Source organism: Pseudomonas sp. 5.2, assembly GCF_059025405.1.
Genome location: NZ_JBYBHH010000030.1, coordinates 1 through 13,046 on the forward strand (window position 1 = coordinate 1; position 13,046 = coordinate 13,046).

Sequence of the window (13,046 nt, forward strand, 5' to 3'; positions counted from 1 at the left end):
TACATGCTGACAATCTTCCATCGCCCAGCCCCACAGGTCGGCAACTACGCTGATTGGACACACCATAGTTCACGGAAGAACACGATGCCCAAACCTCATGGCTGCATGCTTCGCCGCGCAAGATACTCTGAGCCAGGCAGGCTTTATATGTTGACCACAGCCACACACCAACGTCGGCCACTGTTTCAGGACTTTCATTTAGCGCGCATGATTATCCAGAACCTTCGCCATGCCGAAGAAAAAAACCACTGCCGGTCATTAGCCTGGGTTGTGATGCCTGACCATGTGCATTGGTTGCTTGAATTAGGGGAAGTGACGCTTAGTGCACTCATGCAACGCGTAAAGTGCCGATCCAGTCATGCACTGCGCAAGGCAGGGATAAAGGTTTCACCGGTCTGGCAGGCGGGTTATCACGACCGGGCTTTGCGGCAAGATGAAGATGCTCTGAGGGCTGCCCGATACATCATAGCCAATCCGGTCAGGGCGGGATTGGTCGCCAGGATTGGCGATTATCCGCACTGGGATGCAGTGTGGGTTTGAGATCGATCACCGCCCGCGCGGCGCATCGCGAGCAACGCTCGCTCCTACGTTTGTTTCGGACCGCTCGATTTAGGCACCACCACAAAAATCACAGATAAAAAAAGGGCGACCCGAGGGTCGCCCTTTTTCTTACCGATCCAACAGAACTTAGTTCTGTTTGGCCATTGCTTCGCGCAGCAGCGCAGCCATGGTGGTGTCGGCAGCAGCTTCCGGAGCGTTTTTCAGGCTCTGGATAGCTTCGCGCTCTTCAGCGTCGTCTTTCGATTTGATCGACAGGCTGATAACGCGGGACTTACGGTCAACGCTGATGATCTTAGCTTCGATCTCTTCGCCTTCCTTCAGAACGTTACGCGCGTCTTCAACGCGGTCACGGCTGATTTCGGAAGCTTTCAGAGTGGCTTCGATGTCGTCGGCCAGGGTGACGATGGCGCCTTTGGCGTCAACTTCTTTCACGATGCCCTTGACGATAGCGCCCTTGTCATTGACAGCAACGAAGTTGGAGAACGGATCGTCTTCCAGCTGCTTGATGCCCAGGGAGATGCGCTCGCGCTCTGGGTCGACCGACAGGATGACGGTTTCCAGCTCGTCGCCCTTCTTGAAACGACGTACGGCTTCTTCGCCGGTTTCGTTCCAGGAGATGTCGGACAGGTGAACCAGGCCGTCGATGCCGCCGTCCAGACCAATGAAGATACCGAAGTCGGTGATCGACTTGATGGTACCGGTGATCTTGTCACCCTTGTTGAACTGGCCGGAGAAGTCTTCCCATGGGTTGGACTTGCACTGCTTGATGCCCAGAGAGATACGACGACGCTCTTCGTCGATGTCCAGAACCATAACTTCCACTTCGTCGCCAACCTGAACGACTTTCGACGGGTGGATGTTCTTGTTGGTCCAGTCCATTTCGGAAACGTGTACCAGACCTTCAACGCCTTCTTCCAGCTCAGCGAAGCAGCCGTAGTCGGTCAGGTTGGTAACGCGAGCTTGTACGCGAGTACCTTCTGGGTAGCGGGCAGTGATAGCAACCCACGGATCTTCGCCCATCTGCTTCAGACCCAGCGAAACGCGGTTGCGCTCACGGTCGAACTTCAGAACGCGAACGTCGACTTCGTCGCCAACGTTAACGATTTCGGAAGGATGCTTGATGCGCTTCCAGGCCATGTCGGTGATGTGCAGCAGGCCGTCGATACCGCCCAGGTCCACGAATGCGCCGTAGTCGGTGAGGTTCTTGACGATACCTTTGACTTGCTGGCCTTCCTGCAGGGTTTCCAGCAGGGCTTCGCGCTCGGCGGAGTTCTCGGCTTCCAGCACGCTGCGACGGGAAACGACAACGTTGTTGCGCTTCTGGTCGAGCTTGATGACCTTGAATTCCAGCTCTTTGCCTTCCAGGTGGGTGGTGTCGCGCACTGGGCGGACATCAACCAGGGAGCCCGGCAGGAACGCACGGATGCCGTTAACGTCGACAGTGAAGCCGCCCTTAACCTTACCGTTGATAACGCCCTTGACCACTTCTTCGGCGGCGAAAGCTGCTTCCAGAACAATCCAGCACTCGGCGCGCTTGGCTTTTTCACGGGACAGTTTGGTTTCGCCAAAGCCGTCTTCGACCGCGTCCAGCGCAACGTGAACTTCGTCACCGACCTTGATGGTCAGCTCGCCAGCTTCGTTGTAGAACTGCTCGAGCGGGATGACGCCCTCGGACTTCAGGCCAGCGTGTACGGTAACCCAGTCGCCGTCGATGTCGACAACGATACCGGTGATGATCGCACCCGGCTGAAGATTGAGGGTTTTCAGGCTTTCTTCAAAGAGTTCTGCAAAGCTTTCGCTCATTTTAATTCCTGTAGATTCGGGCGAAACAGACGCCCATCGCCACATTCCAGACAATGTGGGTTTCGTTATTTAAAGGAAAGCCGACAGGACGTTGACTGGTGCACCTGCCTGCTCTCCTGGCTATCAGTGAAGGTCGCGAAGCGCGATCTCACTCCTGATACGTTGCAACACCTGCTCGATGGACAACTCGGTAGAGTCCAACTGAATGGCATCGGCCGCTGGTTTCAGCGGGGCCACTGCACGTTGTGTGTCACGCTCATCACGTGCACGAATCTCATCCAGCAGACTCGACAGACTAACATCTTCGCCTTTGCCCTTCAACTGCAGGTAACGACGACGTGCCCGTTCCTCCGCGCTGGCGGTCAGGAAAATCTTCAAGGGCGCGTCCGGGAACACCACGGTACCCATGTCGCGACCATCGGCGATCAAGCCCGGAGCCTCGCGGAATGCACGCTGACGCAACAGCAACGCGTCCCGCACGGCAGGCAGCGAGGCTACCATCGAGGCACCTGCGCCGACGGTTTCGGTGCGGATGACACTGCTGACGTCCTCACCCTCGAGGATGATCTGTTGCAGCTTACCGGGCTCGGCCGCGATGAACTGCACATCCAGATGGGCGGCAAGCTGCTTGAGCAGCTCTTCGTTGGTCAGGTCGACGCCGTGATTGTTGGCATTGAACGCCAGCAAACGGTACAGCGCGCCGGAGTCCAGCAGGCGCCAGCCCAGCTCGCGAGCCAGCAGACCGGCGACCGTGCCCTTGCCCGAGCCGCTTGGCCCGTCGATGGTGATGACTGTTGCTTGCGAATTCACGACTTGCCCTCTTCAGCCACGCGGATACCGACTTCGGCACACAGCGCCAGGAAGTTGGGGAACGAGGTGGCGACGTTAGCGCAATCATGGATGCGAATCGGCGCAGTGGCACGCAGCGAGGCAACGCTGAAGGCCATGGCGATACGGTGGTCACCGTGGCCGTGCACTTCGCCGCCGCCGATCGGGCCGCCGTCGATGATGATGCCGTCCGGGGTCGGTTCGCACTTCACGCCCAGGCTGATCAGGCCATCGGCCATGACCTGGATGCGGTCGGATTCCTTGACCCGCAGCTCTTCGGCGCCACGCAGCACGGTGCGCCCTTCTGCACAGGCGGCGGCAACGAACAGCACCGGGAACTCGTCGATGGCCAGCGGCACCAGGTTCTCAGGGATGTCGATACCCTTGAGCTGAGCACCGCGCACACGCAGGTCGGCCACCGGCTCGCCACCCACTTCACGCTGGTTTTCCAGGGTGATGTCGCCGCCCATCAGGCGCAGAATGTCGATCACGCCGGTACGGGTCGGGTTGATGCCGACATGCTCGAGCACCAGCTCCGAGCCTTGAGCGATCGAGGCTGCCACCAGGAAGAACGCCGCCGACGAAATATCGGCAGGCACTTCGATGCGGGTAGCCGTCAGCTTGCCGCCAGACTGCAGCGAAGCCACCGGGCCATTGGACTCGACTGCGTAACCAAAGCCGCGCAGCATGCGCTCGGTGTGGTCACGGGTCGGTGCAGGTTCGGTGACAGTGGTCTTGCCTTCGGCATACAGACCGGCGAGCAGCAGGCACGATTTGACCTGGGCACTGGCCATCGGCAGCGTGTAGGTCAGCGCCTTGAGCTTGCTGCCACCACGGATGGTCAGTGGCGGACGGCCTTCAGGGCCAGTCTCGACCACTGCGCCCATTTCGCGCAGCGGGTTGGCCACACGGTTCATCGGGCGCTTGGACAGCGAGGCATCACCGGTCATGGTCACGTCGAACGGCTGACCGGCCAACAAGCCAGAGAGCAGGCGCATCGAGGTGCCGGAGTTGCCCACGTAGATCGGCCCAGGTGGCGGCTTGAGGCCGTGCAGGCCGACCCCATGGATGGTTACGCGACCCTGGTTCGGGCCTTCGATGACCACCCCCATGTCACGGAAGGCTTGCAAGGTCGCCAGCGCATCCTCACCTTCGAGGAACCCTTCGACCTCGGTCGTGCCTTCGGCCAGCGAGCCGAGCATGATCGAGCGGTGAGAAATCGACTTGTCGCCCGGTACGCGGATTCGCCCGGTCAGGCGGCCACCCGGTTGGGCCAGGAAAATCAGATCGTTGGCGTTCATAGCGTCCACATAGGCCCGGCGGGCCAGGATTTTACTGAAATGCTCGCGGGCAACGCGTGCGCGGGTGAATACACCCAGCAGCTGGTGCCCGTCCCCTGCATCGATCGCGTCGCGCAAGGCGTCGAGATCGCTGCGATATGTATCAAGCGTGCGCAGGACGGCTTCGCGGTTGGCGAGAAAGATGTCGTGCCACATGGTCGGGTCGCTGCCGGCGATTCTCGTGAAATCGCGGAAGCCTCCCGCAGCGTACCGGAAGATCTCGAGGTTTTCATTGCGCTTGGCCAGCGAATCGACCAGGCCGAAGGCCAGCAAGTGCGGCAGATGGCTGGTGGCGGCCAGGACTTCGTCATGGCGCTCGACCGGCATGTGCTCGACATCGGCATCCAATGCGCGCCACAGGCGGTCGACCGTGGCCAGGGCGGCGGGGTCGGTGTCCGGCAGCGGCGTGAGGATGACCTTGTGGCGACGGAACAGGGCGGCGTTGGAGGCCTCTACCCCGCTCTGCTCGGAACCGGCAATCGGGTGGCCGGGGACAAAGCGCGACAGGCGCTCACCCAGGACTTCACGGGCGGCGCGCACCACATTGCCCTTGGCGCTGCCGACATCGGTGATCACGGCATCGCCCAGGTCGAGCTGTGCCAGTCGTGCCAGCAGCTTTTCCATGGCCAGGATCGGCACAGCCAGCTGGATGACATCGGCACCGACACAGGCGGCGGCGAGGTCTTCTTCACAGCGGTCGACCACACCCAGGGCCACGGCCTGCTTGCGCGAGGGGGCATCCAGGTCGACGCCGACCACTTCGCGGCACAGGCCGCTTTCGCGCAAGCCCTTGGCGAAGGAGCCGCCGATCAGGCCCAGGCCTACGACGACAAGGCGACCGATGAGCGGTGCGGGTTTGATTGTTACTGCATTTACCACGAGTGCGAACCCTGTTCAGAAATCAAGACAGTCTGTGAGACCGCAGGGGGCCGCTTCGCGCCCCATCGCAGCGGTTCGGCGCCCCGACAAGCCAGCTCCTACAGGTACAGCGCCGATCCTTGTAGGAGCTGGCTTGTCGGGGCGCTGAACCGCTGCGATGGGCTGCAAAGCGGCCCCGACAAGCTCATTTACAGCACCGCCTTCGGATAAGACCCCAGCACCTTCAGCCCCACAGCCTCTTGGCTGATCGCTTCCAGCACTGCCTTGATCAACGGGTCGCGGTGGTGGCCGACGAAGTCGATGAAGAACACGTACGTCCACTTGCCGCTGCGCGACGGGCGGGTCTCGATGCGGGTCAGGTCGATACCGTTCTCGTGGAACGGCACCAGCAGCTCGTGCAAGGCCCCCGGCTTGTTGCTCATCGAGACGATGATCGAGGTCTTGTCGTCGCCGGTCGGCGGTACTTCCTGGTTACCGATCATCAGGAAGCGCGTCGAGTTGTCTGGACGGTCTTCGATCTTTTCAGCCAGACGGGTCAGGCCGTACAGGTTCGCCGCCATATCACCGGCGATCGCTGCCGAATTCCACTCACCCTTGACCCGCTTGGCCGCTTCGGCGTTGCTCGAAACTGCCACGCGCTCCACGTTCGGGTAGTGCGCGTCCAGCCACTTGCGGCACTGGGCCAGCGACTGGGCGTGGGAGTAGATGCGGGTGATGCTGTCGGTCTTGGTGCTCTCGCCCACCAGCAGGTGGTGGTGGATGCGCAGCTCGACTTCACCGCAAATCACCATGTCGTGCTCAAGGAAGCTGTCCAGGGTGTGGCTGACCGCGCCCTCGGTGGAGTTTTCCACCGGCACCACGCCGAAGTTGACGGCACCGGCCGCCACTTCGCGGAACACTTCGTCGATGGCCGCCATCGGGCGGCTGATCACGGCATGGCCGAAGTGCTTCATCGCCGCTGCCTGGGTGAAGGTACCTTCAGGGCCCAGGTAGGCGATTTTCAGCGGCTCTTCCAGGGCCAGGCAGGACGACATGATTTCGCGGAACAGCCGCGCCATCTCTTCGTTGCCCAGCGGCCCCTTGTTGCGCTCCATGACCCGCTTCAGTACCGCAGCCTCACGCTCGGGGCGGTAGAACACCGGCTTTTCACCTTCGGCGAGCGAGGCGGTCTTGACCCGCGCCACTTCCTGGGCGCAACGGGCGCGCTCGCTGATCAGCTCGAGGATCTTCTCGTCGAGGCTGTCGATGCGCACGCGCAGCGCCTTGAGCTCGTGTTCGGACATCAGCCGTGCTCCTTCTCGAATTCAGCCAGGTAGCCAACCAGCGCTTCAACCGCTTCCAGGCCCAGGGCGTTGTAGATCGAGGCACGCATGCCGCCGACCGAGCGATGGCCCTTGAGGTTGAGCAGGCCACGGGCGTCGGCGCCGGCCAGGAAGGCCTTGTCCAGGCGCTCGTCGGCCAGGCGGAACGGCACGTTCATCCACGAACGGGCGTTGACGCTGATCGGGTTGGTGTAGAAGTCGCTGGCGTCGATGAAGCCGTACAGGCGGTCTTTTTTGGCGCGGTTGCGCTGCTCCATGGCCTCGACGCCACCCTGCTCCTTGAGCCACTCGAACACCAGGCCCGAGAGGTACCAGGAATAGGTGGCCGGGGTGTTGTACATCGAGCCGTTGTCGGCTGACACCTTGTAGTCGAGCATGGTCGGGCAGCTGCTGCGGGCGTGGCCCAGCAGGTCTTCGCGCACGATCACCACCACCAGGCCGCTCGGGCCGATGTTTTTCTGCGCGCCGGCGTAGATCAGGCCGTATTGCGAGACGTCGATCGGGCGAGAGAGGATATCGGACGACATGTCGACCACCAGCGGAACGTCACCGGTCTCTGGCACCCAGTCGAACTGCAGGCCACCGATGGTCTCGTTGGACGCATAGTGGACATAGGCAGCGTTCTTGGTCAGGTTCCAGTCGTTCTGGCCTGGGATGGCGAGGTAGTCGTAAGGCTTGGCGCTGGCGGCGACATTGATGTTGCCGAAACGGCGCCCTTCCTCGATGGCCTTCTTCGACCAGATACCGGTTTCGACGTAGTCGGCAGTACCGTTTTCCGGCAGCAGGTTCAGCGGGATCTCGGCGAACTGCTGGCTGGCACCGCCCTGCAGGAACAGGACCTTGTAGTTCGAGGGGACGGACAGCAGGTCACGCAGGTCCTGCTCGGCCTTCTCGGCGATGGCGACGTAATCGTCGCTGCGATGGCTCATTTCCATCACCGACAAGCCCTTGCCGCGCCAGTCCAGCATTTCGGCCTGGGCGCGCTGCAGGACAGCGTCAGGAAGCGCAGCAGGGCCTGCGCAGAAGTTAAAGGCTCGTTTGCTCACATCCACTCTCGCTCTGCCAAAATAGAACAAATCGTAACTTGCAGGCCCGTACCCCCTACGGGGACAGGCTGGCTGTAATGGGGCTGCTGTGCAGCCCATCGCCGGCAAGCCAGCTCCCACAGGCATGTCGAAAGGCTCACGACATGCGCTTCACTTGTGGGAGCCGGCTTGCCGGCGATGGGCCGCATAGCGGCCCCATTGACTGCCTCTAATCAGTCAAACGGGGCGACCTTGGTCGCCCCGCTCGGGTTGTTGCGCTTGCTTACTCTTGCGGTGCCTCTTCGGCGCCCGCGCTGTCGTCATCGACAGCCTCCGGCGCTTCGCCTTGCGCATCCGCCTCGACCAGTTCGTCGAGCTCTTCTTCGGAAGGCTCCTGAATCCGCTCCAGGCCCACCAGCGTTTCGTCAGCCGCCAGCTTGATCAGCGTCACACCCTGGGTGTTACGGCTCAGGCTGGACACTTCGCCAACCCGTGTGCGCACCAAGGTGCCCTGGTCGGAGATGAGCATGATCTCTTCGCCTTCCTGAACCTGGATAGCGCCGATCAACAGACCGTTGCGCCCCTTGGTACCCATGGCGATCACGCCCTGGCCACCACGGCCGCGACGCGGGAACTTGGACAGCGGCGTACGCTTGCCGTAGCCACGCTCGGACGCGGTGAGGATCTGCGCACCGGACTCAGGGATCAGCATCGAAATGATCTGCTGCCCTTTGCCCAGCTTCATGCCGCGCACACCACGGGCGGTACGGCCCATTTCGCGCACCACGCTCTCAGCGAAGCGGATCACCTTGCCGGCGTCGGAGAACATCATGACTTCCTTGGCACCGTCGGTGATGGCCGCGGCAATCAAGGTGTCGCCTTCTTTCAGCTTCAGGGCGATCAGGCCGCTGGTGCGTGGGCGGGCAAACTGGGCCAGCGGGGTCTTCTTGACGGTACCGGAAGCGGTGGCCATGAAGATATAGGCACCGGTCGGCTCAGCAGACCATTCCGGGGTGTCGCCGTCTTCTTCGTCGACTTCCTCGGCCTCTACCAGCTCACCTTCGAGCACGGTGTCATCGGCCTCGTCCAGCTCTTCGTCCAGGTCGGCGCTTTGCTGCAGGGCCTCGAGGTCGATCTGCAGCATCGCAGTGATGCGCTCACCCTCTTCCAGCGGCAGCAGGTTGACCAGCGGACGGCCACGGGCAGCGCGGGACGCTTCAGGGATCTCGTAGGTCTTCTTCCAGTACACCTTGCCCTTGCTGGAGAACAGCAACAGGGTGGCGTGGCTGTTGGCGACCAACAGGTGCTCGATGTAGTCCTCGTCCTTCACGCCGGTCGCCGACTTGCCCTTGCCGCCACGGCGCTGGGCCTGGTAGGCGGACAGTGGCTGGGTCTTGGCATAGCCACCGTGGGAGATGGTCACCACGCGCTCTTCTTCCGGGATCATGTCGCCGTAGTTGAGGTCGTGGCTGGCGTTGAGAATCTCGGTGCGGCGCGCATCGCCGTATTCGGCGCGGATGGCTTCGAGCTCTTCGCGGATCACTTCCATCAGGCGCTCGGCGCTGCTGAGGATGCGGATCAGTTCGCCGATCTGCTCGAGGATTTCCTGGTACTCGGCCAGCAGCTTCTCGTGCTCCAGGCCGGTCAGGCGGTGCAGACGCAGGTCAAGAATCGCCTGGGCCTGTTCCGGCGACAGGTAGTACTTGCCCTCGCGCAGGCCGAACTGCTCCGGGAGGTCTTCAGGGCGGCAGGAATCGGCGCCGGCGCGCTCGACCATGACCTGCACGGCGCTGGATTCCCAGGCAGTGGAAATCAACGCTTCCTTGGCTTCCGACGGCGTCGGCGAGGCCTTGATCAGGGCGATGACCGGGTCGATGTTGGACAGCGCGACCGCCTGGCCTTCAAGGATGTGGCCACGCTCACGGGCCTTGCGCAGCTCGAACACGGTACGGCGCGTCACCACTTCACGGCGGTGGCGGACGAACGCTTCGAGCAGGTCCTTGAGGTTGAGCAGACGCGGGCGGCCGTCGATCAGGGCCACGACGTTGATGCCGAACACGCTCTGCAGCTGGGTCTGCTGGTAGAGGTTGTTGAGCACCACCTCCGGCACCTCGCCGCGACGCAGCTCGATGACGATGCGCATGCCGTCCTTGTCGGACTCGTCACGCAGCTCGGTAATGCCTTCGATCTTCTTCTCTTTGACCAGCTCGGCGATCTTCTCGATCAGACGCGCCTTGTTCAGCTGGTACGGCAGCTCGGTGACGACGATCTGCTGGCGGCCACCGACCTTGTCGATGTCTTCGACTTCGGAACGGGCACGCATGTAGATGCGGCCACGGCCGGTGCGGTAGGCCTCGATGATGCCCTGGCGGCCATTGATGATGCCGGCAGTCGGGAAGTCTGGGCCAGGGATGAACTGCATCAGCTCATCGATGGTGACATCCGGGTTGTCGATCAGCGCCAGGCAGCCGTCGATGACCTCGCCGAGGTTGTGCGGCGGGATGTTGGTCGCCATGCCCACGGCGATACCGCTGGAACCGTTGACCAGCAGGTTGGGAATACGGGTCGGCATGACTGCCGGGATCTGCTCAGTGCCGTCGTAGTTGGGCACCCAGTCGACGGTTTCTTTGTGCAGGTCGGCCAGCAGCTCGTGCGCCAGCTTGGCCATGCGCACTTCGGTGTATCGCATGGCCGCGGCGTTGTCGCCGTCGACCGAACCGAAGTTGCCCTGGCCGTCGACCAGCAGGTAACGCAGCGAGAACGGCTGGGCCATACGCACGATGGTGTCGTAGACCGCAGTGTCGCCGTGCGGGTGGTACTTACCGATCACGTCACCGACCACACGGGCGGACTTCTTGTACGGTTTGTTCCAGTCGTTGCCCAGTTCGCTCATCGCAAAGAGAACGCGACGATGCACGGGCTTCAAGCCGTCACGCGCATCGGGCAGCGCTCGCCCGACAATCACGCTCATCGCGTAGTCGAGGTAAGACTGTCTCAGTTCGTCTTCGATATTGACCGGGAGGATTTCTTTGGCCAGTTCGCCCATGAGAAGCCTGATTCCTTTTTCTGGTGAAACTTCGCAGCGCCATCAAGGGCCGAACGAAGCTCGCCGTCGCGACGCGCAGTGCTGCGACGACTTACGACAAATCAATGAGTTGTGCCATGGATCTGCGCAAATTTGGCCGCCGTGATGGGCGGTCTTGGAAACTGCCGGATGTTATCACAAAGGCAGTGCGGGTGGGGAGATGTGGCAGGCCCTGACACTACAGGTTGTGCAAGGTCCATGTAGGAGCAGCCTTGCGCTGCGAAGAGGCCGATGCAAGCAGTAGAAATACCCGGCGCCGGTACTGGCCTCTTCGCAGCACAAGGCTGCTCCTACAGAGAAATGTGCAGCCACACCCCTCAGTGCAAACGCTTGCGGCACATCAACTGAGCCAGCTTGGCGGTATCCGGGCGTTCGACGATGCCCTTCTCGGTCACGATCACGTCGATCAGGTCGGCCGGGGTCACGTCGAACACAGGGTTGAACACCTCCACCTGCGGCGCCACGCGGGTGCCGGCGTAATCCAGCAGCTCGTCTGCATCGCGCTCTTCAAGCGGGATGTCCTCGCCGGTGGCCAGGTTCAGGTCGATGCTGGTGCTCGGCGCCACCACCATGAAGCGCACGCCGTGGTGCATGGCACTGACCGCGAGCTGGTAGGTGCCGATCTTGCTCGCCACATCGCCATTGGCCGCGATGCAGTCGGCACCGACCACAACCCAGGTGATGCCCTTGCTCTTCATCAGGTGGGCCAGGGCCGAATCGGCGCACAACGTCACCGGAATGCCCTCGTTGGCCAACTCCCAGGCGGTCAGGCGCGAGCCTTGCAGCCAGGGGCGGGTTTCGCCGGCATACACCCGCTCGACCATGCCCTCCAGGTAACCCGCGCGAATCACCCCCAGCGCGGTGCCAAAACCGCCACTGGCCAGGGCGCCGGCATTGCCGTAGGTGAGCAGGGTCTGGGCGTTGCCCTGATGGCGGCGAATCAGTTCAATGCCGTACTGGGCCATGGTCAGGTTGGCTTCACGGTCGCTTTCATGAATCGCTACCGCCTCAGCATGCAGCGCGGCCAGCACGTCTTCTTCCGGGCGCAAGCGCTGCAGGCGCTCGCGCATGCGGTTCAGCGCCCAGAACAGGTTAGCGGCGGTGGGGCGCGCCTCGGCCAGGCTGAGGAAGTCTTCTTCCAGGTCCTGCTCCCAGTCGCCGCCCTCGGCCAGGCGCTCTTCCAGGGCGAGGACCAGGCCGTAGGCCGCGGCAATGCCGATGGCCGACGCACCGCGCACCGCCATGTCACGGATCGCGTTCACCACCTGCGCGACATTGTCGCAGGCCAGCCAGACCTCCTGCGCGGGCAGCTGGCGCTGGTCGAGCAGATGCAGAACGCCGCCTTCCCAGCGGATCGCGGTCACCTTCTCCGCCGCCAAAAGTCGCTCGCGCATCGCCTCTCCCCGTCGTTCGGATGTCAAAAGCCGGCGATTATAGCGACCCTCGGCCTTGAGCGCTCGGGTATACTCCGGCCCAATTTAGCGAAGTTTCAGAGGACTCTTAAATGAGCAACGTCGACCACGCCGAAATTGCCAAGTTCGAAGCCTTGGCCCACCGCTGGTGGGACCGTGAAAGCGAGTTCAAGCCGCTGCATGAAATCAACCCGTTGCGCGTCAACTGGATCGACGAGCGGGTCGGCCTGGCTGGCAAGAAAGTGCTGGACGTGGGCTGCGGCGGCGGCATTCTCAGCGAATCCATGGCCCTGCGTGGCGCATCGGTAACCGGCATCGACATGGGCGAGGCCCCGCTGGCGGTGGCCCAGTTGCACCAACTGGAGTCCGGCGTCGAGGTTGAATACCGGCAGATCACCGCCGAAGCACTGGCCGAAGAGATGCCTGGGCAGTTCGACGTGGTCACCTGCCTGGAAATGCTCGAGCACGTCCCCGACCCGTCGTCGGTGATTCGCGCCTGCTACCGCATGGTCAAGCCTGGCGGCCAGGTGTTCTTCTCCACCATCAATCGCAACCCCAAGGCCTACCTGCTGGCCATCGTCGGCGCCGAGTACATCCTGAAGATGCTGCCGCGCGGCACCCACGACTTCAAGAAGTTCATCCGCCCGTCCGAGCTGGGCGCCTGGAGCCGTGTTGCCGGCCTTGAAGTCAAGGACATCATCGGCCTGACCTACAACCCGTTGACCAAGCACTACAAGCTTTGCAACGACGTGGACGTCAACTACATGATCCAGACCCTGCGCGAGGAATGA

Annotated in this window: 9 protein-coding genes; 2 read left to right on the forward strand and 7 right to left on the reverse strand. The window is 62.2% G+C overall.

From position 1 onward, the window contains the following. The first annotated feature begins 84 nt into the window (after window positions 1-84). Entirely contained in the window at window positions 85-540 is a 456-nt protein-coding gene (locus AC5PZ0_RS27520; RefSeq protein WP_493856160.1) for an REP-associated tyrosine transposase, read from the forward strand. Between the two features lie 147 nt (window positions 541-687). On the opposite strand, the gene rpsA is transcribed toward AC5PZ0_RS27520, so the two are convergent. From rpsA to mtnA, 7 genes are all read right to left on the reverse strand, one after another. Beyond that, the gene (gene rpsA, locus AC5PZ0_RS27525) at window positions 688-2,364 is read right to left on the reverse strand and encodes a 30S ribosomal protein S1 (RefSeq protein WP_003252673.1); all 1,677 of its coding nucleotides are present in this window, start codon (window positions 2,362-2,364) and stop codon (window positions 688-690) included. Between the two features lie 123 nt (window positions 2,365-2,487). Next, window positions 2,488-3,174: a (d)CMP kinase gene (gene cmk, locus AC5PZ0_RS27530; RefSeq protein WP_027595952.1), complete on the reverse strand. Its 687-nt coding sequence runs from the start codon at window positions 3,172-3,174 to the stop codon at window positions 2,488-2,490. Beyond that, window positions 3,171-5,411: a bifunctional prephenate dehydrogenase/3-phosphoshikimate 1-carboxyvinyltransferase gene (locus AC5PZ0_RS27535; RefSeq protein ID WP_493856152.1), complete on the reverse strand. Its 2,241-nt coding sequence runs from the start codon at window positions 5,409-5,411 to the stop codon at window positions 3,171-3,173. Before AC5PZ0_RS27535 ends, cmk begins: the two co-directional genes overlap by 4 nt. 188 nt (window positions 5,412-5,599) lie before the next feature. Further along, window positions 5,600-6,694 (reverse strand): prephenate dehydratase, encoded by a 1,095-nt coding sequence (gene pheA / locus AC5PZ0_RS27540; RefSeq protein WP_027595950.1) that lies wholly within the window; start codon window positions 6,692-6,694, stop codon window positions 5,600-5,602. Next, the gene (gene serC / locus AC5PZ0_RS27545; protein WP_493856153.1) at window positions 6,694-7,779 is read right to left on the reverse strand and encodes a 3-phosphoserine/phosphohydroxythreonine transaminase; all 1,086 of its coding nucleotides are present in this window, start codon (window positions 7,777-7,779) and stop codon (window positions 6,694-6,696) included. Before serC ends, pheA begins: the two co-directional genes overlap by 1 nt. Window positions 7,780-8,041: 262 nt before the next feature. Then, complete coding sequence (gene gyrA / locus AC5PZ0_RS27550) at window positions 8,042-10,804, reverse strand: DNA gyrase subunit A (protein ID WP_027595948.1); 2,763 nt, start codon at window positions 10,802-10,804, stop codon at window positions 8,042-8,044. 356 nt (window positions 10,805-11,160) lie between these two features. Continuing rightward, entirely contained in the window at window positions 11,161-12,237 is a 1,077-nt protein-coding gene (gene mtnA / locus AC5PZ0_RS27555) for an S-methyl-5-thioribose-1-phosphate isomerase (protein WP_493856154.1), read from the reverse strand. A gap of 110 nt (window positions 12,238-12,347) precedes the next feature. Between mtnA and ubiG the strand changes: the two genes are divergently transcribed. Further along, window positions 12,348-13,046 (forward strand): bifunctional 2-polyprenyl-6-hydroxyphenol methylase/3-demethylubiquinol 3-O-methyltransferase UbiG, encoded by a 699-nt coding sequence (ubiG, locus tag AC5PZ0_RS27560; RefSeq protein ID WP_027595946.1) that lies wholly within the window; start codon window positions 12,348-12,350, stop codon window positions 13,044-13,046.